General features: G+C 63.0%; 23 protein-coding genes. 13 read left to right on the top strand and 10 right to left on the bottom strand.

Going from position 1 to position 24,251, the window contains the following annotated elements; all coding sequences use genetic code 11:
- Positions 1 to 207: 207 nt before the first annotated feature.
- The 3 genes from JG747_RS18520 (at position 208) to JG747_RS18510 (ending at position 5,796) form a co-directional block, all read left to right on the top strand.
- Positions 208 to 1,785, top strand: coding sequence for a trimethylamine methyltransferase family protein (locus tag JG747_RS18520; protein ID WP_027046944.1), 1,578 nt, complete (start codon positions 208 to 210; stop codon positions 1,783 to 1,785).
- A 75-nt stretch (positions 1,786 to 1,860) separates the two neighbouring features.
- Complete coding sequence (locus JG747_RS18515) at positions 1,861 to 4,431, top strand: GcvT family protein (RefSeq protein ID WP_038647375.1); 2,571 nt, start codon at positions 1,861 to 1,863, stop codon at positions 4,429 to 4,431.
- 9 nt (positions 4,432 to 4,440) lie between these two features.
- Positions 4,441 to 5,796 carry a M24 family metallopeptidase gene (locus JG747_RS18510; protein WP_019858679.1) on the top strand — a complete coding sequence of 452 codons (1,356 nt, stop codon included), beginning with the start codon at positions 4,441 to 4,443 and terminating at the stop codon, positions 5,794 to 5,796.
- On the opposite strand, the gene JG747_RS18505 is transcribed toward JG747_RS18510, so the two are convergent.
- Both JG747_RS18505 and JG747_RS18500 read right to left on the bottom strand, forming a co-directional pair.
- Positions 5,761 to 6,588: a phosphate/phosphite/phosphonate ABC transporter substrate-binding protein gene (locus tag JG747_RS18505; RefSeq protein WP_038647376.1), complete on the bottom strand. Its 828-nt coding sequence runs from the start codon at positions 6,586 to 6,588 to the stop codon at positions 5,761 to 5,763. The two genes, JG747_RS18510 and JG747_RS18505, sit on opposite strands and share 36 nt — an antisense overlap.
- 86 nt (positions 6,589 to 6,674) lie before the next feature.
- Entirely contained in the window at positions 6,675 to 7,685 is a 1,011-nt protein-coding gene (locus tag JG747_RS18500; protein WP_027046945.1) for a fatty acid desaturase, read from the bottom strand.
- 230 nt (positions 7,686 to 7,915) lie between these two features.
- On the opposite strand from JG747_RS18500, the gene JG747_RS18495 reads away from it, so the two are divergent.
- Positions 7,916 to 8,773: a helix-turn-helix domain-containing protein gene (locus JG747_RS18495; RefSeq protein WP_027046946.1), complete on the top strand. Its 858-nt coding sequence runs from the start codon at positions 7,916 to 7,918 to the stop codon at positions 8,771 to 8,773.
- A 148-nt stretch (positions 8,774 to 8,921) separates the two neighbouring features.
- The gene (bmt, locus tag JG747_RS18490; RefSeq protein WP_019858688.1) at positions 8,922 to 9,944 is read left to right on the top strand and encodes a betaine--homocysteine S-methyltransferase; all 1,023 of its coding nucleotides are present in this window, start codon (positions 8,922 to 8,924) and stop codon (positions 9,942 to 9,944) included.
- A gap of 9 nt (positions 9,945 to 9,953) precedes the next feature.
- Here the strand turns inward: bmt and JG747_RS18485 are convergent, their stop codons facing one another.
- From JG747_RS18485 to JG747_RS18460, 6 genes are all read right to left on the bottom strand, one after another.
- Positions 9,954 to 10,223: a hypothetical protein gene (locus JG747_RS18485; RefSeq protein ID WP_027046947.1), complete on the bottom strand. Its 270-nt coding sequence runs from the start codon at positions 10,221 to 10,223 to the stop codon at positions 9,954 to 9,956.
- Positions 10,224 to 10,586: 363 nt separating this feature from the next.
- A complete protein-coding gene (locus JG747_RS18480) occupies positions 10,587 to 12,692 on the bottom strand; it encodes a vWA domain-containing protein (protein ID WP_202359775.1) in 2,106 nt (701 codons plus the stop codon).
- A gap of 2 nt (positions 12,693 to 12,694) precedes the next feature.
- Positions 12,695 to 13,255, bottom strand: a complete 561-nt coding sequence (locus tag JG747_RS18475; RefSeq protein ID WP_027046948.1) for an RNA polymerase sigma factor — start codon at positions 13,253 to 13,255, stop codon at positions 12,695 to 12,697.
- 118 nt (positions 13,256 to 13,373) lie between these two features.
- Positions 13,374 to 14,111 carry a dienelactone hydrolase family protein gene (locus JG747_RS18470; RefSeq protein ID WP_083246978.1) on the bottom strand — a complete coding sequence of 246 codons (738 nt, stop codon included), beginning with the start codon at positions 14,109 to 14,111 and terminating at the stop codon, positions 13,374 to 13,376.
- 105 nt (positions 14,112 to 14,216) lie between these two features.
- Positions 14,217 to 14,897, bottom strand: coding sequence for a hypothetical protein (locus JG747_RS18465; protein WP_202359774.1), 681 nt, complete (start codon positions 14,895 to 14,897; stop codon positions 14,217 to 14,219).
- A 97-nt stretch (positions 14,898 to 14,994) separates the two neighbouring features.
- A complete protein-coding gene (locus JG747_RS18460) occupies positions 14,995 to 16,569 on the bottom strand; it encodes a trimethylamine methyltransferase family protein (protein WP_202359773.1) in 1,575 nt (524 codons plus the stop codon).
- A gap of 289 nt (positions 16,570 to 16,858) precedes the next feature.
- Between JG747_RS18460 and JG747_RS18455 the strand changes: the two genes are divergently transcribed.
- Positions 16,859 to 17,557, top strand: a complete 699-nt coding sequence (locus tag JG747_RS18455) for a corrinoid protein (RefSeq protein WP_027046950.1) — start codon at positions 16,859 to 16,861, stop codon at positions 17,555 to 17,557.
- An 84-nt stretch (positions 17,558 to 17,641) separates the two neighbouring features.
- On the opposite strand, the gene JG747_RS18450 is transcribed toward JG747_RS18455, so the two are convergent.
- Entirely contained in the window at positions 17,642 to 17,779 is a 138-nt protein-coding gene (locus JG747_RS18450; protein WP_019858698.1) for an entericidin A/B family lipoprotein, read from the bottom strand.
- A gap of 54 nt (positions 17,780 to 17,833) precedes the next feature.
- Between JG747_RS18450 and JG747_RS18445 the strand changes: the two genes are divergently transcribed.
- The gene (locus JG747_RS18445) at positions 17,834 to 18,463 is read left to right on the top strand and encodes a DUF1638 domain-containing protein (RefSeq protein WP_202359772.1); all 630 of its coding nucleotides are present in this window, start codon (positions 17,834 to 17,836) and stop codon (positions 18,461 to 18,463) included.
- Positions 18,464 to 18,474: 11 nt separating this feature from the next.
- Here the strand turns inward: JG747_RS18445 and JG747_RS18440 are convergent, their stop codons facing one another.
- Complete coding sequence (locus JG747_RS18440) at positions 18,475 to 19,398, bottom strand: NAD-dependent epimerase/dehydratase family protein (protein WP_202359771.1); 924 nt, start codon at positions 19,396 to 19,398, stop codon at positions 18,475 to 18,477.
- 153 nt (positions 19,399 to 19,551) lie between these two features.
- On the opposite strand from JG747_RS18440, the gene JG747_RS18435 reads away from it, so the two are divergent.
- The 6 genes from JG747_RS18435 (at position 19,552) to JG747_RS18410 (ending at position 24,251) form a co-directional block, all read left to right on the top strand.
- A complete protein-coding gene (locus tag JG747_RS18435; protein ID WP_019858700.1) occupies positions 19,552 to 20,127 on the top strand; it encodes a DUF4893 domain-containing protein in 576 nt (191 codons plus the stop codon).
- Positions 20,128 to 20,213: 86 nt separating this feature from the next.
- Positions 20,214 to 20,996, top strand: a complete 783-nt coding sequence (locus JG747_RS18430) for a formyl transferase (protein ID WP_027046952.1) — start codon at positions 20,214 to 20,216, stop codon at positions 20,994 to 20,996.
- A gap of 201 nt (positions 20,997 to 21,197) precedes the next feature.
- Positions 21,198 to 21,500, top strand: a complete 303-nt coding sequence (locus JG747_RS18425) for a virulence factor (RefSeq protein WP_019858703.1) — start codon at positions 21,198 to 21,200, stop codon at positions 21,498 to 21,500.
- A complete protein-coding gene (locus JG747_RS18420; RefSeq protein WP_038647388.1) occupies positions 21,493 to 22,107 on the top strand; it encodes a methylenetetrahydrofolate reductase C-terminal domain-containing protein in 615 nt (204 codons plus the stop codon). The genes JG747_RS18425 and JG747_RS18420 overlap by 8 nt, the downstream gene beginning before the upstream one ends.
- Positions 22,104 to 23,195, top strand: a complete 1,092-nt coding sequence (locus JG747_RS18415) for a methylenetetrahydrofolate reductase (protein WP_010910014.1) — start codon at positions 22,104 to 22,106, stop codon at positions 23,193 to 23,195. Before JG747_RS18420 ends, JG747_RS18415 begins: the two co-directional genes overlap by 4 nt.
- Positions 23,196 to 23,276: 81 nt before the next feature.
- Positions 23,277 to 24,251 carry a methyltetrahydrofolate cobalamin methyltransferase gene (locus tag JG747_RS18410; RefSeq protein WP_019858705.1) on the top strand — a complete coding sequence of 325 codons (975 nt, stop codon included), beginning with the start codon at positions 23,277 to 23,279 and terminating at the stop codon, positions 24,249 to 24,251.

Below are 24,251 nucleotides of genomic sequence, written 5' to 3'. Positions count from 1 at the left end.
ACCAGCTACGGGTTCAATTCGGGGAAAGAAAGGGCCGGTAAGCTAAATCCGCTTGCGCCAACAGCGCGGTGATCAGGCGATGCCGCGGCCACACAGCTGCCGTTCCGGCATGTCGCTTCCCTCGCCCTAGTGGTCGCCGCCTCCGCAATGGCCGGCGGGCCGCCGGTCCATTATGCCGCCCGCTATTCGCATCCTACGAGGACCATCATGACCGCCGCCGTAAACCCCTTAGAACCGGCCCTGGCACCCGACCGTGCCCGCCGTGGCGGCCGCGCCGGAAAGCGCGCCGGAGGCTCGGCCGCGTTCGAGCAACCGGCTTTCCGCCAGCTGAAAAACCCGCTGGCGCCGACAAGGCTGGTGTCGGAAGACGAGCTGGAATCGATCCACCTCGCCTCCTTGCGCGTGCTCAGGGAAATCGGCGTCGACGTCCTGCACGACGAAGCCCGCCGCATCATGAAGGCGCATGGCGCCGATGTGCGCGAAGGCTCGGAGCGCGTACGCTTCGACAGCGACATGATCCTCGAACTCATCTCGCACTGCCCGTCGGAATTCACCATCCATGCCCGCAACCCTGCGCATAATGTGCGCTTTGGCGGCGACAATCTGATCATCTCGATGATGGCGTCGGCGCCGAACTGCTCCGACATCGATCGAGGCCGCCGACCCGGCAACCAGGCCGACTACCGCAATTTCCTGCGCCTGGCGCAGATGCACAACATCCTGAACTGCACCGGCGGCTATCCGGTCGAGCCGACCGATATCCATCCGTCGGTGCGCCACCTCGAATGCATCCGCGACCTCGCCACGCTGACCGACAAGGTGTTTCACATCTATTCGCTCGGCAAGGAGCGCAATGTCGACGGCATCGAGATCGCCAGGATCGCGCGCGGCATCAGCCACGAGCAACTGCTCGAGGAGCCGTCCGTCTTCACCATCATCAACACCAATTCGCCGCTCAAGCTCGACGTGCCGATGATGGAAGGCATCATCCAGATGTCGAGCAAGGGCCAGGTCGTTGTCGTCACGCCCTTCACCCTGTCGGGCGCCATGGCGCCGGTCACCATCGCCGGCGCGCTGGTGCAGCAGAATGCCGAGGCGCTGTCCGGCATCGCCTTTGCCCAGATGGTGCGCAGGGGCGCGCCTGTCGGCTATGGCGGCTTCACTTCCAATGTCGACATGAAGTCCGGCTCACCGGCCTTCGGCACGCCCGAATATATGAAGGCGCAGCTTGTCGGCGGCCAGCTTGCCCGCCGCTATAACATCCCCTACCGCACCTCCAACACCTGCGCCGCCAACACGGTCGACGCGCAGGCGGCCTATGAGAGCGTGTTCTCGCTGTGGGGCGCCATCCAGGGCGGCGGCAATCTGATGATGCATGCCGCCGGCTGGCTCGAGGGCGGCCTGCGCTGCTCCTACGAGAAAACCATTCTCGACATCGACCTGTTGCAGATGGTGGCCGAATTCCTCACCCCGCTCGACCTGTCAGAGGAGGCGCTCGGCTTCGACGCCATCCAGTCGGTTGGCCCCGGCGGCCATTTCTTCGGCACCCAGCATACGCAGGACCGCTACAAGACCGCCTTCTATTCGCCGATCATTTCCGATTGGCGCAATTTCGAGACCTGGGCGGAAGCTGGCTCGCCAACGGCGATGGAGAAGGCCAACAAGGTCTGGAAGGAACGGCTGGCATCCTATGAAGAGCCCTACATGGATCCGGCGATCCGCGAGGAACTCAACGACTTCGTCCAGAAGCGCACGGCCGAAGGCGGCGCGCCGACCGATTTTTGATCGTGCATGGCGGGCGTCGTGACCGCCAGCGACCGAAACCTCTGATTCAATTTACGCAAAAACGGACCTATCTTCATGAAATCCCATGTAAAAGCGGTTGTCATCGGCGGCGGTGTCGTCGGCTGCTCGGTGCTCTATCACCTGGCCAAGGCCGGCTGGACCGACATCATGCTGATCGAGCGTTCGGAGCTGACCTCCGGCTCGTCCTGGCACGCGGCCGGCGGTTTCCACACGCTGAACGGCGACCCCAACGTCGCCAAGCTGCAGGCCTACACCGTGCAGCTCTACAAGGAGATCGAGGAAATCTCGGGCCAGTCCTGCTCGCTGCACCTGACCGGCGGCGTGATGATGGCCGATACGCCGGAGCGCATGGACTTCCTGCGACTGGCCCACGCCAAGGGCCGCTATCTCGGCATGGACACCGAGCTGATCACACCGTCCGAAGCCAAGGCGATGTTCCCGCTGATGGATGAGAAGAACTTCGTCGGCGCCATGTGGGATCCGGTCGAAGGCCATCTCGACCCGTCCGGCACCACCATCGCCTATTCCAAGGCGGCGAAGAAACTCGGTGCCGAGATCGTGCTGCGCAACCGCGTCGTCGATCTGACGCAGCAGCCGGACGGCACCTGGAACGTCGTCACCGAACAGGGCACGGTCCACGCCGAACATGTCGTCAATTGCGGCGGCCTGTGGGCGCGTGAGATCGGCCGCATGGTCGGCGTCGAACTGCCTGTGCTGGCCATGGAGCACATGTATCTCCTGACCGAGCCGATGCCGGAGGTCGAGGAGTTCAACAAGTCGACCGGCCGCGAGATGATCGGCGTGCTCGACTTCAAGGGTGAGATCTACACCCGCCAGGAGCGCAACGGCATCCTGCTCGGCACCTATGAGAAAGCCTGCAAGCCATGGTCGCCGGTCAACACACCCTGGGATTTCGGCCATGAACTGCTGCCGCCCGATCTCGACCGCATCGCGCCGTCGCTGGAAATCGGCTTCAAGCACTTCCCCGGCATCGAGAAGGCCGGCATCAAGCAGATCATCAACGGCCCCTTCACCTTCGCGCTCGACGGCAACCCCCTGGTCGGTCCGGTGCAGGGCCTGACCAATTTCTGGTGCGCCTGCGCCGTCATGGCCGGCTTCAGCCAGGGCGGCGGCGTCGGCCTCGCTCTGTCGAACTGGATGGTGCATGGCGATCCCGGCTTCGACGTCTGGGGCATGGATGTCGCCCGCTTCGGCGAATGGGCCGGTCTGCGCTACACCAACGCCAAGGTGCGCGAAAACTATTCGCGCCGCTTCTCGATCCGCTTCCCCAATGAGGAACTGCCGGCCGCACGCCCGGCGCAGACGACCCCACTCTACGACACCATGCTCGCCAACAACGCCGTCATGGGCGACTCGTGGGGCCTTGAAACCCCGCTCTGGTTCGCGCCGAAGGGCAAGGAGCCCAGGGATATCGTCTCGTTCCACCGCTCCAACGATTTCGGCCCGATCGGCGAGGAAGTGCGCGCCACGCGCGAGCGCGTCGGCGTCACCGAAATCGCCAACTTCGCCAAATACGAAGTGTCGGGGCCGGGCGCGGAAGAGTTCCTCAACCGGCTGATGACCAACCGCATGCCGAAGACCGGCCGCATCGTGCTAACCCCGATGATCAACGAATTCGGCAAGCTGATCGGCGACTTCACCATCGCCAAGGCCGGCGAAGACCGCTTCATGATCTGGGGCTCTTCGGCCGCGCAGAAATACCACATGCGCTGGTTCGAGAAGCACCTGCCGAAAGACGGTTCGGTGCGCATCCATCGCTTCGACCAGACGCTGGTCGGCCTGTCGATCGCCGGACCAAAGTCACGTGATCTGCTGCAAAAGCTCGTGGATACGGACATCTCGACCAAAGCCTTCCGCTTCATGGATTTCCGCGAGATGGCAGTCGGCGGCGCCCCCTGCATGGTCAACCGCATCACCTACACCGGCGATCTCGGCTACGAGATCTGGATGGCGCCGGCCTACCAGCGCCTGGTCTATAAGGCGATCAAGGATGCCGGCGAGGAATTCGGCCTGGTCGATTTCGGCATGCGCGCCCTGCTCTCAATGCGCCTGGAAAAGAACTTCCCGACCTGGTTCCGCGAGCTGCGGCCGATCTACGGACCATTCGAAGGCTCGATGGACCGCTTCATCAAGCTCGAGAAGAACGATTTCATCGGCCGCGAAGCCGCTGCCAAGGAACAGGCGGAAGGCCCGAAACTGCGCCGCGTCTCCTTCATCGTCGACGCCGCCGATGCCGACGTCATGGGCGACGAGCCGATCTGGGCCAAGGTCAGCAAGGATTTTGGCACGGTGGAAAAGCCGCATGGCTATGGCGCGCCGCGCTTCGACGACAAGGGCGAGGAAGTGCGTGGCTCCAAGGCTGCCGAAGGCGCTTCTGCCGTGCGCGGCATCGTCGATGGCGACTGGCGCGTGGTCGGCTGGGTGACGTCGGGCGGCTATGCCCACTATGTCCAGAAGTCGATGGCGCAGGGCTACGTTCCTGCGGCACTCGCTGAGGACGAAAGTGCCGGCCTGTTCGAGATCGAGATCCTCGGACACCGTCGCCCGGCGCGCATCAATGTCGAGGCGCCTTTCGACCCGAGCGGCGAGAAGATGCGGACCTGAGGTTCAGCCATGGACGGCGCGGCGCCAAAAGGCGGCTTCGGCCGCCATCGCAAGATCATGCCGTTCGAGCCTGGCTCGATCGAGGAATTGCGTGAAGGCTCCCGCCAGAAGGCGGCGTCGCTCAACCAGCATGTGCTGGGCTATGGCGCGCAGGCTGAAGCAGAATGGGCGGCGGCAGGCATTGCCGCCCCCGATCTTCCGGCGATGCGCAAATACCGGCTGGAGCGCATCCGCGCCGAGCTGAAGCGGCGCGGCTATGCCGGCGCCCTGCTCTACGACCCCGTCAACATCCGTTACGCCACCGACTCGACCAACATGCAGCTGTGGGTGGCGCACAATCCGACGCGGCATTGCTTCGTCGCCACCGAAGGCCCTGTGGTGCTGTTCGACTATTTCTCCTGCGAGCATCTGTCTGACCATTCCGGCGTCGTCGACGAAGTGCGCCCGGCTGTCTCGTGGATGTATCTCTACAGCGGCGAACTCACGGAGCAAAAGGTCCGCCGCTGGGCCGCCGGCATTGCCGATCTGGTGAGGGAACATGGCGGCGGCAACAGCCGCATCGCGGTCGATCACATCAATCCAGAAGGCGTCGAGGAACTCGCCCGTCTCGGCATCTCCATCGGCAATGGCGAAGCGGTGATGGAGAATGCCCGGCTGATCAAATCACCGGACGAAATCCTCGCCATGCGCCGCACCATTGTCGCCTGCGAGGCGGCGATGGGCGAGATGGAACAGGCTCTGCAGCCCGGCATTTCCGAGAACGAACTGTGGGCCGAGCTGCACCGCGGCAACATTGCGCGCGGCGGCGAATGGATCGAAACGCGGCTACTGACGTCCGGCCCGCGCACCAATCCGTGGTTCCAGGAGTGCTCGTCGCGCATCATCGAGGCCGGCGACCTCGTTGCCTTTGACACCGACCTGATCGGCCCATACGGCTTCTGCGCAGACCTGTCGCGCACCTGGCTGTGCGGCGATGCCAAGCCGAGCAATGAGCAGCGCGACCTGTTCCGCATCGCCGCCGACCAGATCGAGCACAACACGCAGTTGATGCAGCCGGGCATCTCGTTTCGCGACCTTGTCGAGCGCTCGGCGGTGCCGCCGGGAGACTGCTTCTCGACCCGCTACGGCGTGCTCTACCACGGCGTCGGCCTGGCTGACGAATACCCCACGCTGCCGCATGCCAGCGACTGGACGCCGGATACGCCGGACGGCGTGATCGAACCCGGCATGGTGCTGTGCGTGGAAAGCTATATCGGCAGGCTTGGCGGGCGCGAAGGCGTCAAGATCGAGGAGCAGATCCTGATCACCGAGACCGGCAATGAGCAGCTTTCAACCTACCCGTTGGATGCGAGGCTGCTCGCTTAGGCTGGCAAGGGCTTCGCGCATTGCCCGGACTGTCTTTTCCGGCGTCGTCCTGGCGGTGATGAAGGGTAAGCCCTTGCGCCGCGCCGTCCAGCCGACGATCACGACTTTGCGTGCCGCCGGTTCGAAACGCTGCGCCAGCGCCCAGCTTTCGCAGTCGATTGCTGCGACATCTGCCCTGCCCTCGGCAACAGTAACGATCGAAGCGCGATGACCGCCGCTTTCGCTGCGCGAGGAAAAGATATCGAGGCTTTCGCCGGCCGCCTGCAGATCACGCGTCAGCCCGATCATGCCCGACATGGAATCCAGGCTGTTGAAGGTGAAGCGCTTGCCACGGAACAGGTCGAGCGGCAGCAAGGCCTTGCCGTCCGCGGGCGAGCGAGCTTCCGGCCCCTCGCCCGTCCGCATCACCAGCGCGCTGGAATAGAGTTCGCCCTGCCCGCCCTCATAGGCGTCATAGCTTGGCTGGCCGATCACTTGCACATGGCTGGACAGACCGAGTTCCATCGGCCCCCAGCAGGTCTGCGCGAACAGCAGCGCCGGATGCAGCCAGAGCTTGTGATAATCGAGTTCGCCCGGCGGCAATGTCGAAGGATCCGGCGCGATCAGCGCCCCTTGGGCATCATGGATGCCGCCCGGCACCGGCGGCAGATCGCCATTGCTGCGCGCGATGGCTTGCGGCGCGTCGATGCCCTTTTGCCGGAAGGCATCGCGCAATTGCCCCCATTGCGCGTCGACCTCGCCGCGCACTTCGGGCCAGTCATACATGGGCAATGCCGCAACCAGTTCGCTCATGCCGATATCAAATCATCACGTCTGTAAAAAGGACCACAAAAACGCGGCGTCCAATCAGAATTGGCCGACACGAGGGATGCCGCGAATTATTCCTTGGGCGGCTCGGCGGGCACCGGCGCCGTGCCGAGCCCATTGATGTTGCGTGCCCGGATGCGCGGCTTGAACGCCCGGCCGTGCTCAGGCGCACGCCGCAGCACCGGATGCACGATCGGCTCCTTAGCCTTGAAGGCATAGGCTTTGATCAGCGCGAAATAGTTCGGATAGGCATAGCCATTGTTCATCCGCAGCCACTCGTCACGACGCTCGCGAAACAGTCTCGGCAGCTTGTACCAGGCCACCGTAGGCGTCTTGTGATGGACGAAGTGAAGATTGTTGTTGAGGAACAGGAACGACAGCGGCGAGCGCTCGATGATCACCGTGCGGCCTTCCGGATGCTCGGACCACTGATGCTCGGCAAAGGTGCGGATCGCGATCAGCGACTGGCCGAGCCAGACCGGCGCCAGAATGTAGAGCCACAGCGGAATGCCGAAGCCGAACTGCACGATCGGCGCCACGATGGCGAGGCCGATCGCATGCAGCAGCCAAGCCTTGCGGATCGCCTTGTCGCCGGCCATCATCTGCTTGAAATCGTCAATGAAGAAGCCGATGCAAGACAGCCACGGGCCAAGGAAGAAACGGCCGGCCATGGTGTTGTTGATCTTGAGCAGGAACTTCATCGTCGGCGGCAAATCGTCGTGCTGCCACAGCGCCTGATAGTAGCTTTCGGGATCGTCGAGCGGATCGGTCAGCCGCTCGTCGGCATGGTGGCGCAGGTGCAGCGTCTTGAAGCGGCGGTACGGCCAGACCAGGCCGATCGGCAGGAAGACGAAGGCCTCGTTGATCAGCGCGCTGCGCGTCGGATGGCCATGCAGCACTTCGTGCATGATCGACGACTGCAGTGCGAGAATGAAGCCAAGGAGAGCGAGGGCCACGATGGGATGGGAAGGCCAGAGCAGGAAACCGGTGGCAAGCCACGTTCCGTAACAGAAGAAAGCGAGAACCGCGGTCGGCCACTCGATGGCCGGTGTGTTGCGTCGCTTGATGCTCTTGCCTGTCATGCTATCGACCACTGCCCCTCAGTCGTCGGAACCCCAACTGGTTCCTGACAGCATAGTGTCAGGAGAAGCGATTCCACTCAACGCGACAAAGTATACAAACTGTTGCGATTGCGCATTTTTGACTGCACATGTTACACATTGTAAACATGCTTGGGGATTCATTTACGCCTGAGGCACCTCCGTGGACGGTTTCGGCGCAAATTTTTCCTCAAGATTCGGAGAAGCGGACGATGGACAAACGCGATCTGTCAGCAATTTTCCGGGAGCGTCTGAAGCTGCTCCTGACACGATCCGACCTCAATCAGTCGGCCTTCGCGTCAGCAGTCGGCATCGACCGCTCGGCGTTGTCGCAGCTGATGTCGGGCGCCTCGACGCGCTTGCCGCGCGCCGAAACGCTGCTCAACATCGCCGCCGAATTCAAAGTGTCGCTGGACTGGCTGCTCGGCCTCAGCCAGGACGAAGGCGTCACCGGCGAAATTCGCGAAAGCCTGGAGATCGAGGAGGCGCCCGACGGTTTCGACCGCACGCTGCTCGCCAAATGGTTCGCCGAGGCAGCCGGCACCAAGATCCGCTACGTGCCCGCAGGCATTCCCGATCTGCTGCGGACCCGCGCGCTGGTCGACTACGAGGCCAACATCACCAACAGGAGCCGCCTGGCACAGGCCAGCGAGACGCAATACCGCATCGAATACAACCGACGCCCGGAAACCGACATGGAAGTCTGCATGCCGCGCCACACGCTGGAGATTTTCGCGCGCGGCCTCGGTGTGTGGGATCGTTTTCCCGAGGCCGACCGCCGGCAGCAGCTCGCCCATATGGCGACATTGCTCGAAGATCTCTACCCGACCTTCCGGCTGTTTCTCTATGACGGCCGCATGCGCTATTCGATCCCGCTCACCATCTTCGGCCCCTATCGCGCCGCCATCTATGTCGGCGACATGTATGTCGTGCTGAACGCCACCCAGCCGGTCCAGGCGCTGACCCAGCATTTCGACAATCTGATCCGCGCCGCCGACGTCAATCCGCACGAGGCCGCCGCCTTCGCCCGCAATCTGGCCGGCATGTCGTTCCCGTCAGGCTATGTCTGATCGACGGCAATCATGGTCATTCGATTGCTGGACCCCGACATGGTTGAGGGCCACGCCATTCGCATTGCCGAGGCCGCCACAAATCATTGACTAGACATAAAGACTTCTTTATATCCTTATTCGAATTTGAAACACGAAAGCCAATCCGATGACCACCACCAATCCGATCGATGCCCTGCTGGCTGAAAAGGGCGTGCTGCTGGCCGATGGCGCCACCGGCACCAATCTGTTCGCGATGGGCCTGGAGGCCGGCGAGGCGCCGGAATTGCTGAACGAGACGGCGCCCGACACCATCACCAGCCTGCACCAGAATTTCGTCGATGCCGGCGCCGACATCATCCTGACCAATTCCTTCGGCGGCACCCGCCACCGGCTGAAACTCCACCATGCGCAGGATCGCGTGCAAGCGCTCAACAAGCGCGCCGCCGAGATTGCCCGCGCCGTCGCCGACAAGGCCGGCCGCAAGGTGATCGTTGCCGGCTCCGTCGGCCCGACCGGCGAATTGCTGGTGCCGCTTGGCGCCATGACCTATGACGAAGCTGTCGACGCCTTTGCCGAGCAGATCGAGGGCCTCAAGCAAGGCGGCGCCGAAGTCGCCTGGATCGAGACCATGTCGGCGCCCGACGAGATTCGCGCCGCCGCCGAAGCCGCCATCCGCGTCGGCCTCCCGTACACCTATACCGGCTCCTTCGACACAGCCGGCCGCACCATGATGGGCCTGCTGCCGAAAGACATCCATGGCGTCGTTGACGGGCTGTCCGAAGCACCGCTCGGCGTTGGCGCCAATTGCGGCGTCGGCGCTTCAGACATCCTGGCCTCGCTGCTCGACATGACCGAGGCGAAGCCGCAGGCGACGGTGATCGTCAAGGGCAATTGCGGCATTCCGGAATTCCGCGGTACTGAGATCCATTATTCCGGCACGCCGGAACTGATGGCCGACTATGTTCGCCTCGCCGTCGATGCCGGCGCCAAGATTGTCGGTGGTTGCTGCGGCACTTCGTTCCAGCACCTTGCCGCCATGCGCAAGGCACTCGACGCCCACACCAAGGCGGGTCGTCCGACGGTCGAGACGATCGTCGAGCGCATCGGTCCGATGCGCAACAAGGTGGCGACGGAAAACACCGCCGAGACCAGCGAGGCCCGCCGCGAGCGCCGCCGCAGCCGGGCCTGAGGATTTCGATTATTCGCTGTTGTCGGCGTAGCTCGATTGCGCCGACCTGAAATCGACGACATTGTCGCCGCGCATCGTCATCAGCGCGCCGGAAGAAGCTGGATCGGTGATCTGTTCCAGCATGGCGCGGAAGCGGTCGTTGGTCAGCGCCGACATTGCAGTGTGACGCGCCTGCGCGACATCGTCGCTGATGCGTCTGGATTCGGCCGATGGGGCTGATGAAACCGTCGAAGCGTCCCGCACCGGCGGCGGCGAGTTGGCGATAGTCCTGATCTGCAATTCCGGCTCCCTCAAGCCCTGTAAACAAGTCCGGTGTAGCAACAGGAAATTGCGATCCGGTACCGGAAATCTCGCGCAATTTAACGATCATGCCGGTTAACGCTGCGCCAGGATCCGTTGAGATTCAGGTCAGGTCGAGTCGAAAACGATGGGTTCCGAGAACCGGAGCGGAGCGTACTTTTGGGTACGTGAGCACCGGAAGCGCAGGAAACCATCGTTTGCAGGCCGGCCTCACCTGAATATCGACGGATCCAAAAAAAGGCCGGCAAGGGAATGACCCCTCGCCGGCCTGCCTCACCCGCCCGTGGGCCGGTTTCCCCTGTCAGAACGATCCCATCCGAAGGAAACCGGCCGTCATCGCCACTACCGGTTACCACCCAGCGCCGAGGCAAGGCGCACAAGCGAGAGGAACTCGGACCTGTATCCAAACGGGTCGGCTCCTCGGGCGGCAGTGGCAATCTCCATGATCTTGTCGTAGCCGAACTTCGCGGTCGCATCCTCGTCGCGCAGCTTCTGGCCGAAGGCAGCCACCGCGACGGAGAAACGCTGGTCGGTGCTGGCCTGGTCGAAGGACGCCACCTCGTTGGCCGAGGTCACCGGCGTGGTGATCAGCTTCGAGACATCCTCGTTCGGCAGCTTGTAGCGGATCTTGACGAAGGCATATTCGTCCGCATTGGCGACGCCGCCATTGTTGACCGTGGCCTGGCCATAGCGCAGCGGATCGATCTGCTCGCCGCCGCTGCCCTTCGGCGTGATCTCGTAGATCGCGGTGACCGAATGACCCGAGCCGATATCGCCGGCATCGACGCGGTCATTGTTGAAGTCCTCGCGGTTGAGCGCCCGGGTCTCGTAGCCGATCAGGCGGTATTCCGAGACCTTGTTGGGGTTGAACTCGACCTGGATCTTCACGTCCTTGGCGATCGGGAACAGCGTCGAAGAGGCATCCTCGACCAGCACCTTTTCCGCCTCGGCCAGCGTGTCGATATAGGCGGCGGTGCCGTTGCCGTTCTGGGCTATGGTCTGCATCATCTGGTCGTTCAGATTGTCGTGTCCGAAGCCGAACACCGACAGGAAGACACCGCTCTTGCGCTCCTGCTCGATCAGGCGCTTGAGATCATCATCGTCGCTCTGTCCGACATTGAAGTCGCCATCGGTGGCCAGCATCACCCGGTTGACGCCGTCCTTGACGAAGGATTGCTGGGCAAGCTTGTAGGCTTCTTTGATGCCGGCCTCACCGGCCGTCGAACCGCCCGGCTGCAGATTGTCGATGGCATTGAGGATCTTGTCCTTCTCGGCAGCCCTGGTCGGCATCAGCACGGTGCCGGCTTCACCGGCATAGGTGACGATCGAGATCGTGTCGTCGGCCCTGAGCTTGCTGACCAGCAGCCGGAATGCCGACTTGAGCAGCGGCAGCTTGTCCGGCTCGTCCATCGAGCCCGAAACGTCGATCAGGAAGACCAGATTGGCCTTGGGCTGCTCGGTCGGCTTGATGTCGAAGCCCTTGATGGCGACATGCATCAGCTTGGTGTGCCCGTTCCACGGCGTCGGCATGACGCTGACGGTCGAGTTGAACGGCGTCGACGCCGAATCCGGTCCCTTCCAGTCATAGGGGAAGTAGTTGATCATCTCCTCGACACGGACCGTGTCGGCCTGCGGCACCGCACCTTCCTTCAGCGAGCGGCGCACGAAGGAATAGGAGGCCGTGTCGACATCGATCGAGAAAGTCGAGACCGGATCTTCCAGCGCCGCATGCACCGGATTGGTCTTGAAATCCTGGACGCGGTTGCGGTTTTCCTCCTGCGGCGCGATCTGATCCGCCGGCGCGATGGTCGGCTGCGGCGCCATCAGCTTGGACTCGGCAGCCGGCGCGCGGGCGAGCCGCGACGTGCTCGGCGCGGCGCTATTCAGCGCGAATTCACCCGTTGGCGCCGGTGGTGCCGGCTCGGCCAACACCGCGCGTTCATTGGCAGTCTGCTGAGCTGTGCCGCCGGCCTGGGCGGCTTCGGATTTCGGCGGCGACGCCGGCGCCACAAGCACGCCGGTCGCGTCGCGGCTTTCGACATCCGCGTCGGCCTTCTTGTCCTTCGCCAGTTCGGTTGGAGCCTGCTTCGGCTCGGCCGGCTTCAACGTCGCCGGCTTGTCGGCCAGCGTCTCGGTGATCTTTTCGTCGCCGCCGAATTTGGCCGGCTGTTCCCTCAGCAGATGGAAGGTGGCGTATCCGGCGATCGGCAGGGCGACGAGCCCGGCAAGAGCCGGCGTGGCGATGAGTTTCTTTTGCATGATCTCGCTCCAGAGCTTTTGTGCTCGCTCTGTGAGACGAAGGCCGCCGACCGATCCTTGGGTGACGGTAGAAATATTTTCCTCATCATAGGCACGCAGGGCGGCTTCGAAGGCGCGCGCCTTCGCGCTCTCACCCGGCGCCGGTGCCGCGATATCGCGCAGTCTGTTGAGTTCGTTGTCGTCGACCATGGTCACACTTCCCCGGCTGAACGCATCAGCGCCTTCAGCCGTTTCTTCGCTTCATGGATGTGCCAGGAAACCGTCGTCTCCGAGATCGCCATCGCCTCGGCGGCGGCCGCATGGCTCAAGCCCTCGCCATAGACCAGCAGTACGGCGTCGCGCTGCTTGTCCGGAAGCTGCCGCACCGCGGTCCACAGCGCCTCGGCCGGATCCTCGCTCTCGGCCGGGGCCTCGCCCGAAATCAGCGCATGGACGCCATAGGCCTCGGTCTTCACGGTCTCGCGCGCGGTCTTGCGCATCATGTCGCGCGCCGCATTCATCGTCACGGAATAGAGCCATGTCGTGAAGGCGCCGCCGCCGCGATAGTCGCGGATCGCCTTGCCGAGCCGGACGCAGACTTCCTGGGCGATGTCTTCGGCATCCGCCTTCTTGCCGCACCAGCGATAGGCGGCGCGATAGACGAAGTCGTAGTGGCGCTCCAGCAATTTGCCGAAGGCACCCCTGTCTCCGCCCTTCGCCCGCCCGATCAGTTCGGCGTCGGAGGCTTCGCTCTCATCCAGCATCATCGCCATCATTTGCCTGTTGGACGAAGGCTAATGGCTAATCCTTGGGGTGATGCAAAGATTTTTTACGCACCGCCTCTTCCTCCTCCCCGTTCTACCGGGAAAAGGTGCCAGGCAGGCGGAAGCTTCACCCGAGTGTTTCGGCAAACAGCGTGATCAGCCTTCGCCAATGCCGTTCGGCGCCGGCTTCGTTGTAGACGCTGTGGTCGGGCACGCACCAGCCATGCGCCATGCCGACATAGTTCTCGATGGCGTGGTCGACTTCGGCATTGCGCAGCGCCTCCTCCAGCCGTGTCGACTGCTCCGGTGGGAAACTCCGGTCGACGCCGGCCATGCCGACATAGACCCTCGCCTTGATGGATGCCGCCTTGCGGTGCGGGCTGTCGGCGGCATCGCTGGCGAGATTGCCGCCATGGAAACTGGCGGCGGCCCTGATCCTGTCCGGGTAGGCCGCGGCCGCGTTGAGCGCCCGTGCGCCGCCCATGCAATAACCGACGGTCCCGATCGGACCCGTGATGCCTTCGCCGGCGAGCGCATCGAGAAAGGCCTCGCCGTCGCTGATGGTCATCTGCTGTGTCGTGCCAGCGACCAGCGCCATCAGCGCTGCCTTGCTGTCTTCCTCGGTGAAGGCGGTCTTGGCGTCGAACGGACCATAGGGCGCATTGCGATGGAACAGGTCCGGCACCAGCACCGCATAGCCTTCGCCCGCCAGCCGCTCGGCCATGCCGTCGAGCGCCGGACGCGGGCCGAAGGCATCCTGGTAGAGAATGACGCCGGCCTTGGCAGGGGACGTCTTGGCCGAGCGGAACAGGCCCGCCTTCGCCACCCCGTCACGGGTCTTGATCCTGAGGTCATGCTTCGTCATTGCCTGCTCCATTTGTCAGATGCGCGATACATATCCACGCGACCTTCCACGGCAAGGCATTCCCTAGAAGTATCCGTCAACATTTCGTGCAGCATCGCGTGACGATCACAGGCCGGCGAATGCCGCCATATGGAAGGCCTGGATATCAGACGGATAGCGATATTCCGTGCCATAGGGACAAGCGTTGCGGTCGAGGCAGCCGCCGCTCCGGCACGGTACGCCATTCCCTCCCCGCACATGCGCCAGGCAGGCCCGGTAGGCGAAGCCTTCCGTGGAATAGGCATCGACCGGACAGGATTTCAGACAGGGTTTCGCGACACACGCGTCGCAAAGATGAATTGCCTCGCCCTGCTCCGAAAGCGCGATCTCGTCCTCGAAAAGCAACGCGCCGCGATAGGCATGCCAAAGCCCGTATTGCGGATGCATGAGGATGCCGAGCGGCGACGGTTTTAGCCCCTCTGCCCGAACAGCCCATTGCTGGAACGGCAGATAGGGCTTGTCGGAGGGAGAAACAGAGCGCGCGCCAAATGCCTCCGCCACATCGCCAATGACCTGCCGCGACCAGCTGTCGAGCGGATTGGCGATTGTCGACGGCTGCTGTTCGCGCCAGCGCAGGAAATGCGGCCAGGATGTAGCACCCGCCTGCCCCACCAGCAGCACGGATTTCGCCGGCGCGCCCGAGGCGCCGTGAGGGGCGTCCTCGCCGTCAGAGAAAACAAAGCCGCCACGCAGGATGAGGCCATTGGCGCCGAGCGCGGCCGTGATCTCTTCGATCATGCCGCGCACAGAATCATCCCTTCTTGTCCGGGTCGGAGAAGGCGCTCCGCCAGACTTCCTTGTGGATGATGTTGGCGACTTTAGCCCCGCCTGACTCGGGCTCCTTTCAAGTGAAGGCGTCGGGCATCGACCCCTTCTTCTTGGCGATGAATTCCTTCAGGGCTTCGTCGATGCTCGCATCGAGATGCGGCGCCTCGTAGCTTTCCAGCCAGCGGCGGGCGAGCTCATTGGCGCGCTGCGGCGCGGTCTTCTCGCCTTCGGCCAGCCACTGTTCGTAGGAATTGTTGTCGGCGATGCTGGAGCGGTAGAAGGCCGTCTGGAAATTGGCCTGGGTGTGGTCGCAGCCGAGATAGTGGCTGCCCGGGCCGACCTGGCGGATCGCGTCCATCGCCTGGCCGTTCTCCGACAGGTCGACGCCTTCGGAGAATTTCTGCTGCATGCCGAGCTGGTCGATGTCCATCATGAATTTTTCGTAGCAGGACGCCAGCCCGCCCTCGAGCCAGCCGGCCGAGTGGAGGACGAAGTTGGTGCCGGCGAGGATCGTCGAGTTCAGCGTGTTGGCGCTTTCATAGGCCGCCTGCGCATCCGGAACCTTGGACGCGCAGAGCGAACCGCCGGTGCGGAACGGCAGTCCGAGGCGGCGTGCGAGCTGGGCAGCGCCATAAGACACCAGCGACGGCTCCGGCGTGCCGAAGGTCGGCGCGCCCGACTGCATCGAGATCGACGAGGCAAAGGTGCCGAACAGCACCGGCGCGCCAGGCCGGATGAGCTGCGTGAACGATGCGCCGGCCAGCACTTCGGCCAGAACCTGCGTCAGCGTGCCGGCGACCGTCACCGGGCTCATCGCGCCGGCAAGGATAAACGGCGTGACGATACAGGCCTGGTTGTGGCGCGAATAAACCTTCAGCGCGCCCAGCATGGTTTCGTCGAACACCATCGGCGAGTTGGCGTTGATGAGGCTGGTCAGCACCGTGTTGTTCTCGACGAAATCGTCGCCGAACACGAGCTTGGCCATGGCAACGGTGTCTTCGGCGCGTTCCGGCGCGGTCACGGAGCCCATGAACGGCTTGTCCGAGTATTTTATGTGCGAATAGATCATGTCGAGGTGGCGCTTGTTGACCGGCACGTCGACCGGCTCGCACACCGTGCCGCCCGAATGGTGGATCGACGGTGCCATATAGGCGAGCTTCACGAAATTCTGGAAATCCTCGATCGTCGCGTAGCGCCTGACACCGTTAAGGTCGCGCACGAAGGGCGGGCCATAGACCGGCGCAAAGACAGTAGCATTGCCGCCGATCTGCACCGAGCGCTCGGAATTGCGGGCATGCTGGGTATAGACGGACGGCGCGGTCTTCAGCAGCGAACGGCAAAGACCCTTCGGGAAATGCACGCGCTCGCCCTTGACGTCGGCGCCGGCCTCTTTCCAAAGCCGCAGCGCTTCGGCGTCGTCGCGAAAAATGATGCCGATCTCTTCGAGCACCGTGTCGGTGTTTTTCTCGATCAGGGCGAGGCCTTCCTCGTCGAGCACCTCATAGATGTTGATCTTGCGCTTGATGTAGGTGAGTTGGGTACCGGGTCCGCCGCCGGAACGCGCGGCGCGCCTTGCCGCCGCTCCGCCGCTCGCGCCTCGCCCACGCCGCGCGTTTGACGCTTCCTGGTCGACTGCCGCGTGTTCGCTCATGATCGCTCTTCCCTGAATATGGCCTGGCCTGACGATGGCTGGTCCGTAGCCGTTGTGGCCGCATGGCGCGGCTTTCGCCGGATCGTAGCCATGCACCCTATTCGAAACGGCCCGTCCGCGCCAACGCCTGTCGCAAAATCGACAAGAAAACCAATAGATTTTCCAGTCGCTTTCCTTTTGCGGGAAGTCGCAAATCAGCTATGGATAGCCGCCCGTTGCGGGTTAGGTATGAACGCTAATATTTTGTGCCTTGCGACACAGTCGCGATGCCGTGAGGAGCTGGATAAAAATGTCCGACGACGAGATCATCCTTTCTGAACTTTCCGACGACGAGTTGGTGCAGCAGATGCACGACGATCTCTATGACGGGTTGAAGGAAGAGATCGAGGAAGGCACGCGCATCCTGCTGGAGCGTGGCTGGGTACCCTACAAGGTGCTCACCGAGGCGCTGGTCGAAGGCATGCGTATTGTCGGCGAGGATTTTCGCGACGGCATCCTGTTCGTTCCCGAAGTGCTGTTGTCCGCCAACGCCATGAAGGCCGGCATGTTCATCCTGCGTCCGCTGCTCGCCGCCACCGGCGCGCCGAAGCAGGGCAAGATGGTGATCGGCACCGTCAAGGGCGACATCCACGACATCGGCAAGAACCTCGTCGGCATGATGATGGAAGGCGCCGGCTTCGATGTCATCGATCTCGGCATCAACAATGCGGTCGAGAAATATCTCGATGCGATCGAGCAGCACCAGCCCGACATCATCGGCATGTCGGCGCTTTTGACCACCACCATGCCCTACATGAAGGTCGTCATCGACACGATGAAGGAAAAGGGCATCCGCGACGACTACGTCGTGCTGGTCGGCGGCGCGCCGCTCAACGAGGAATTCGGCAAGGCCGTCGGCGCCGACGCCTATTGTCGCGATGCCGCGGTAGCCGTCGAGACCGCCAAGGACTTCATGAAGCGCAAGCACAATGTCCGCGCTTCGGCCTGACCCAAGGCATCAGGATGACCGAGAAGAAAAGCCGCGCCTTGCAGCGCGGCTTTTTTGTTCCCAGATGATAGACGAGGCAGCCGATCAGTTGGCGACAGTGTCTTTGACTGCTCTCGCCGTCGATTTGACATCCTTGCCGACACCCCGAATGGTGTTGGCGCAGGCGGTGAGTGCGAGTGCGCAGGCAAGGATGGCTATCGGCGCGATGCGTAGCAGTTTCATGGGTGGTGTCTCCCTCGACAGATAAATTGGCCCGGCAGCGAAAGCCTGATCGACTTGGTCAAGACGCAAAAAACGAAACCGAATCAAACAGACAGGTTGCTTGTCATCGCCTGCGGGATGATTGCGCGTGAGGTATTGGCCGTCAAGGAACAGCTCGGGCTGGATCACCTGGAACTGACCTGCCTGCCGGCCGAGTTTCATTTCTATCCCGACCGCATCGCGCCCGCCATGGACAGAGCGATCGAGAAGGCCAAGACGGCGGGTTACGAGCACATCTTCGTCGGCTATGCCGATTGCGGCACCGGTGGCCTGCTCGACCGCGTCATCGAGAAGCATGGCGTCGAGCGCATGGCCGGCCCGCACTGCTTCGCCTTCTATCAAGGCATGGAAGCCTACGCGAAGATCGCCGACGACGACATGATGTCCTTCTACATGACGGATTTCCTGTGCCGCCAGTTCGATGCATTCTTCATGAAGCCGCTCGGCCTCGACAAGCACCCGGAACTGATCAAGGACTATTTCGGCAATTACGAAAAGCTGGTCTATCTGGCCCAGACCGACGACCCGGAACTCGACAAGGTCGCGGAAAAGGCCGCCGCCCTGCTCGGCCTTGCCTATGAGCGGCGCGCGACCGGCTATGGCGACCTGACGGTCGAAATGGCGCAGGCAGCGAAGGTCGCCTGATCGCGATTGCGCTAGCCTGGCCCATTCTCCGCCCTTAGCGCCACCAGCACATCGGCAAAGCTCGTCTTACAGACAAAGCCGAGCCTCTCCCGCAACCGCGAGGCATCATAGACGCGGTCGATGGAGGCAAACATCGTCCAGCCTTTTTGCGCGTAGAGCGCCGGAAAGTCCGGGAAATAGCGCGCGACCACCGACGGCGCATCGGCGATCAGTTCGGCGCAATCATCAGGCCGGAACGGTGTCGGCGCACAGACGATAGAAATGTCGAAGCCAAGCTGCGGCGCTTTCTCCAATGCCGCGACATGGGCTTCCGCCGCGTCTTCCACTGTCAACCGGCGGAACAGCAATTCGTTCGCCTTGGTGTTGGCATCTGATTGTTCAATCGCATGCGCCATATCGTCGGCTTCGGGAAAGAAGCGGGCCGTGCGCAGCACGACCACCGGCAGGCCATGCTGCAGATGATAGAGGCGGCAGAGATGTTCGGCTGAAAGCTTGGTCACGCCATAGATGTTGCGCGGCTCGGGCGACATCGCCTCGGTCAGCCAGGCGGCCTTGCGCGCACCGCCCTTGAAGCCGTCGCGTATCGCCTGCGAGATCATCAGCGAGGTGGTCGAGGTGAAGACGAAGCGCTGCGCGCCGCTCGCCACCGCGGCGTCGAGAAGGTTCAGCGTGCCCTGCACGTTGGTGGCGACGAAATCGCTGTTGGCGCGGCTCTCTATATTGGGCTTGTGCAGCGCGCCGCTGTGAATGATGGCTTCGATTCGATTATCCCCGACCGCCCGCATGACCAGATCGCGATCGGCGATCGAGCCGATCATCTGCGTTTCCACCGAAGGAACAGGATCGAGGCCGATCACCTCATGGCCAAGCGCGCGCAGGCGCGGCGCCAGCGCGCTGCCCAGCCAACCCGACGATCCCGTGAGCAAGATTCGCATGCGTCACACCATGATTTTTGACGGCGACGCTGTTAAGCACGGATGACAGGCGCGAGCGACCCGATAAAGTCAGTCATCGGCCGGCAACGGCGCCGCTCCAGACATCAACTGCCATTTTTTAGACTGCCATTTTAGAGACTCAGGGAGTTCCAGATGATCCTTCGTCCCCTTTTTGCCGCCATCGGCCTGCTCTGCTGCACCCTGCCCGCCCTTGCCGACGGCCAGGTACAGAAGCTGATCACGCCCGCCGACAAGGTCCGCCTCGACAAATATGGCGAGACGCGCAAGGCGGCGCTCGCCGAGGCGAAAGCGGGCAGCCCGGCCGAGGTCAAACAACTCGATGCCTTGCTGGCCAAGCCGCTGGTGTCGTTCTCCGACAAGGACCTGACCGGCAACTGGAAGTGCCGCACCATCAAGGCAGGCGGTTTGAGCCCGCTCGTCATCTATGGCTGGTTCAAGTGCAAGGTGACCGACGACGGTTCCGGCTGGCGGCTGGAAAAGATCAGCGGCTCGCAGCGAACCCAGGGCCGCTTTTTCGACGATGGCGAGAAGCGCGCCATCTATCTCGGCTCCGGCTCCGTCAACAACGATCGGGCAAAACCTTATGGCAGCGGTCCGCAAACCGACCAGGTCGGCTATGCCTTCCGCACCGGTGCCAGCGAATGGCGCGTCGAACTTCCCGCGCCCTACTACGAATCGAAGCTCGACATCATCGAGTTCAAGCGCTGAGCGTGGTCATCAAGATTTAACCCCGTTCCGGCACAAACCCGGCCAGCATGCGGCAGCTGGCCGCGTGCAAGGCAGGAAAGCGGGCCATGTCTTCACCGGTAGCAACCAGCGCGTCGATCGTCGTCGTGACCGGCGGCGGCCAGCATGTCTGGGCCATGATCAACGCAATCGCAGATCGCGTTGGTCCTGTCAGCGTCATCCTCGAAACCCCTGAATCCAAAAAGCAATTGCTGCGTGGTCGGGCTCGCCGCCAGGGCTGGGTCTCGGCCATGGGCCAGCTCGGCACGATGGTGCTGAGCAGGTTGGGCAAGCGGCTGCGGGCCGGCCATAGCGCGCGATTGATTGCCGAGGAGAGACTGGAGGTTGAGCCACGACCAGGCCAGGAGATTATCCACGTAGCCTCGGCCAATGGGCCTGAGTGCCTGCAGGCGATCCAGAAGATCCAGCCAGGCGTCGTGCTGCTCAACGGTTGCCGACTGATCTCGGCCGAGATGCTGCGCAAAATGCCCTGCCCGGTGCTCAACTACCATGCGGGCATCACGCCGAAATATCGCGGCATGAATGGCGGCTATTGGGCCCTGGCATCCGGTGACGCGCAGAATTTCGGCACGACCATCCACCTCGTCGACGCTGGCGTCGACACTGGCGGCGTGCTGAAGCAGGCACGCGGCAGACCGGAAAAAGGCGACACCATCTCCAGTCACGCGCTCCGCCAGGCGGCGTTCTCGCGCGATATCTGCATCGAGGCCGTCAGCGATGCACTGGCCGGAAAACTCACAACGATCGATCCCGGCCTGCCTTCCAAACAATGGTATCATCCGACGATCTGGTTCTACCTCTGGACCGGCCTCAGAACCGGAATCTGGTAGGTCTCATCAGCCCGGAGCCGCACAGGGCCAGACGGCTTTTCGGCACGCCGACCCTGCCGCCGGTGCGCCCCGCGAACGAATAAACACGCCTTTCATTTTACGCCATTGAAATGCGTCGCTTTTGAATGCGCGCGCGTCGTCCCATAACAAGCGGGTCCATTGCGCATCCGGCAATGCTCTGAGATCGAGGAGCGAGAATTCATGGCCGATCTTATCGTCGTCTACTGGCGCGACATCCCTGCCCAGGTCATCGTCAAGAAGGGCCGGCAAAATGCCAAGCGCGAGCTGCCGCTGCGCTTCACCGAAGCCATCGACATGTGCGCCATGCGCACCGGCGCCGGCGGTACCGACGACTATCTGGCCGAATGGCGCAAGGCCGATCCGGTTCCGGTCGGCGACGATCTCGAAGCCGAGGTCGAAAAGGCTTTCAAGGACCTCGACACGAAATATGACCGTGAAAGATTGGTCGCTCTGGTCAAGGCGGGGGGCAAAGAAAATGTCTGAGACCACTCCTGTCAAAAACGATGGGCCGACGGTTACCCAGGCCACCCTGGTCAAGAAGGCTGCGCCGAAATCCGACTACAAGCCGGCCGACGTGTCGCCGCAGCGGCGCGTGCAGCGCTCCTTCGCGGTGAGATTATGGTCGATCCGGCATTCGCGTCTGCTCGAATGGTTTTATTCCCGCTTCGCCGACATGTTTCTGCTCCTCCATCCTCTGTGGAGAGGCATCGGCTACGGCCGCGTCGAGGCTCCGATCAAATTCGTCGAGAAGCGCGTCAAGGGGTTCATGTTCGACTGCCGCATGTGCGGCCAGTGCATCCTGTCGTCGACCGGCATGTCGTGCCCGATGAATTGCCCCAAGCAGCTGCGCAACGGCCCCTGCGGTGGCGTGCGTGCCAATGGCAATTGCGAGGTCGAGCCCGATATGCCCTGCGTCTGGGTCAAGGCCTGGGAAGGCTCGCAGAACATGGTCAACTCCGACAAGATCCTGGCCGTGCAGAAGCCGGTCGACCAGTCGCTGCGTGAAACCTCCGCCTGGCTGCGGGTCACCGCGCAGGCGGCTGCCGCCCGTGAAGCCGCCGCCGCACCAAAGACCGGAGCCGCCGCATGAGCGCCCGTCAGCGCGACGAGAACCCGGCCGGCATTCACCTGCCGCTCGATCCCCTGCCCGGCCATTCGTCCCGCGGCCGGCTGGAGCGTGTGCTGCGGCGCGGTGAATTCGCCGTGACGACCGAACTCAATCCCCCCGACAGCGCCGATCCCGAGGACGTCTACAACCGGGCCAAGATCTTCGACGGCTGGGTCGACGCCATCAACGCCGTCGATGCCTCCGGCGCCAATTGCCACATGTCCTCGGTCGGTATCTGCGCGCTTTTGACCCGCATGGGCTATGCCCCGATCATGCAGATCGCCTGCCGCGACAAGAACCGGATCGCCATCCAGGGCGACGTGCTGGGCGGTGCCGCCATGGGTGTCGCCAACATGCTGTGCCTGACCGGCGACGGCGTGCAGGCCGGCGACCAGCCCGGCGCCAAGCCGGTGTTCGACCTCGATTCCATGTCGCTGCTCGAGACCATCCGCATCATGCGCGACAACGGCAAGTTCCTGTCCGGCCGCAAGCTGACGACGCCGCCACAGGTCTTCCTAGGCGCTGCCGTCAACCCGTTCGCGCCGCCCTTCGACTTCCGCCCGATCCATCTCGGAAAGAAGATCGCCGCCGGCGCGCAGTTCGTGCAGACGCAGTATTGTTTCGACGTGCCGATGTTTAGGACCTTCATGCAGAAGGCGCGCGATCTCGGCCATACCGAAAAAGTGTTCGTCCTGTGCGGCGTCGGTCCCCTTGCCTCGGCCAAGACCGCCAAGTGGATCCGCTCCAACGTGCCTGGCATCCACATCCCGGATGCCGTCATCAAGCGGCTGGAAGGCGCGCAGGATCAGAAGAAGGAAGGCAAGCAGCTCTGCATCGACATCATCAACGAGGTGAAGGAAATCCCTGGGATCTCGGGCGTCCATGTGATGGCCTACCGCCAGGAGGAATATGTCGCCGAGATCGTCGATGAATCGGGCGTGCTGAAGGGCCGCCAGCCCTGGAAGCGCGAAATCCGTCGCGACGACCAGATGGTTGCCGACCGGCTCGACCACATCCTGCACGACGAGATTACCGAAACCCAGGTGGATATGGTGAAGACCGCGCATTGATCCGCGCGGAGGATCACCATTCGCTTGATCGAAAAGAGATAACGATATAAAGAACTCTTTATATCACGACGGAGAGATTTCATGACGCGGACCATCGTTGCCTCGGCGACACGAGAAATCATCATCGGCTTCGACCAGCCCTTCTGCGTGATTGGCGAGCGCATCAACCCGACCGGCCGCAAAAAGCTCGCCGCCGAGATGGTCGCCGGCAATTTCGAGACCGTCATCAAGGACGCGCTGGAACAGGCCGCCTGCGGCGCCACCATGCTCGACGTCAATGCCGGCGTCACCGCGGTCGACCCCAACGCCACGGAGCCGGCGCTGCTGGTGCAGACACTGGAGATCGTCCAGGGCCTCGTCGACCTGCCGCTGTCGATCGACAGCTCGGTCACCGCCGCGATCGAGGCGGCACTCAAGGTCGCCAAGGGCCGCCCGCTGGTCAATTCCGTCACCGGCGAGGAAGAAAAGCTCGAAGCCATCCTGCCGCTGATCAAGAAATACAACGTCCCGGTCGTCGCCATCTCCAATGACGAGACCGGCATTTCGATGGATCCGGACGTGCGCTTCGCCGTCGCCAAGAAGATCGTGCAGCGCTGCGCCGATTTCGGCATTCCCGCGCACGACGTCGTCGTCGACCCTCTGGTCATGCCGATCGGCGCGCTGGGTGACGCTGGCCGCCAGGTGTTCGCTCTGCTGCGCCGCCTGCGTGAAGAGCTCAAGGTCAACACCACCTGCGGCCTGTCCAACATCTCCTTCGGCCTGCCGCATCGTCATGGCATCAACGCCGCCTTCATCCCGATGGTGATCGGCGCCGGCATGACCAGCGCCATCATGAACCCGGTGCGTCCGCAGGAAATGGAAGCCGTGCGCGGCGCCAATGTGCTCAACGGCACCGACGAGAACTGCACCAACTGGATCAGGACCTACAAGGACTACAAGCCGGCCGAAGGCGGCCATGCGGTCGCGGCGCCAACGGCAGTCAACGCCCCCGGCGAAGGCGGCGGCAATGGCGGTCGCCGCCGCGGCGGCCGTGAAGCCCGCATGGGTCGGGGGTAA

Origin of the sequence: Mesorhizobium sp. 131-3-5, from assembly GCF_016756575.1 — a bacterium.
GTDB lineage: Bacteria > Pseudomonadota > Alphaproteobacteria > Rhizobiales > Rhizobiaceae > Mesorhizobium > Mesorhizobium jarvisii.
The sequence above is the reverse complement of the archived record's forward strand: the minus strand, read 5'-3'. Positions and strand labels throughout refer to the sequence as shown.

Bases quoted from the DNA above. Each gene is read 5' to 3' on its own strand.
- JG747_RS18480 (WP_202359775.1), bottom strand. From the start codon at position 12,692: ATGGTCGACGACAACGAACTCAACAGACTGCGCGATATCGCGGCACCG.
- JG747_RS18520 (WP_027046944.1), top strand. From the start codon at position 208: ATGACCGCCGCCGTAAACCCCTTAGAACCGGCCCTGGCACCCGACCGT.
- JG747_RS18415 (WP_010910014.1), top strand. From the start codon at position 22,104: ATGAGCGCCCGTCAGCGCGACGAGAACCCGGCCGGCATTCACCTGCCG.
- JG747_RS18510 (WP_019858679.1), top strand. From the start codon at position 4,441: ATGGACGGCGCGGCGCCAAAAGGCGGCTTCGGCCGCCATCGCAAGATC.
- JG747_RS18475 (WP_027046948.1), bottom strand. From the start codon at position 13,255: ATGGCGATGATGCTGGATGAGAGCGAAGCCTCCGACGCCGAACTGATC.
- JG747_RS18430 (WP_027046952.1), top strand. From the start codon at position 20,214: ATGTCTTCACCGGTAGCAACCAGCGCGTCGATCGTCGTCGTGACCGGC.
- JG747_RS18495 (WP_027046946.1), top strand. From the start codon at position 7,916: ATGGACAAACGCGATCTGTCAGCAATTTTCCGGGAGCGTCTGAAGCTG.
- JG747_RS18440 (WP_202359771.1), bottom strand. From the start codon at position 19,398: ATGCGAATCTTGCTCACGGGATCGTCGGGTTGGCTGGGCAGCGCGCTG.
- JG747_RS18455 (WP_027046950.1), top strand. From the start codon at position 16,859: ATGTCCGACGACGAGATCATCCTTTCTGAACTTTCCGACGACGAGTTG.
- JG747_RS18460 (WP_202359773.1), bottom strand. From the start codon at position 16,569: ATGAGCGAACACGCGGCAGTCGACCAGGAAGCGTCAAACGCGCGGCGT.
- JG747_RS18450 (WP_019858698.1), bottom strand. From the start codon at position 17,779: ATGAAACTGCTACGCATCGCGCCGATAGCCATCCTTGCCTGCGCACTC.
- JG747_RS18470 (WP_083246978.1), bottom strand. From the start codon at position 14,111: ATGACGAAGCATGACCTCAGGATCAAGACCCGTGACGGGGTGGCGAAG.
- JG747_RS18425 (WP_019858703.1), top strand. From the start codon at position 21,198: ATGGCCGATCTTATCGTCGTCTACTGGCGCGACATCCCTGCCCAGGTC.
- JG747_RS18435 (WP_019858700.1), top strand. From the start codon at position 19,552: ATGATCCTTCGTCCCCTTTTTGCCGCCATCGGCCTGCTCTGCTGCACC.
- JG747_RS18500 (WP_027046945.1), bottom strand. From the start codon at position 7,685: ATGACAGGCAAGAGCATCAAGCGACGCAACACACCGGCCATCGAGTGG.
- JG747_RS18515 (WP_038647375.1), top strand. From the start codon at position 1,861: ATGAAATCCCATGTAAAAGCGGTTGTCATCGGCGGCGGTGTCGTCGGC.
- bmt (WP_019858688.1), top strand. From the start codon at position 8,922: ATGACCACCACCAATCCGATCGATGCCCTGCTGGCTGAAAAGGGCGTG.
- JG747_RS18420 (WP_038647388.1), top strand. From the start codon at position 21,493: ATGTCTGAGACCACTCCTGTCAAAAACGATGGGCCGACGGTTACCCAG.
- JG747_RS18505 (WP_038647376.1), bottom strand. From the start codon at position 6,588: ATGAGCGAACTGGTTGCGGCATTGCCCATGTATGACTGGCCCGAAGTG.
- JG747_RS18410 (WP_019858705.1), top strand. From the start codon at position 23,277: ATGACGCGGACCATCGTTGCCTCGGCGACACGAGAAATCATCATCGGC.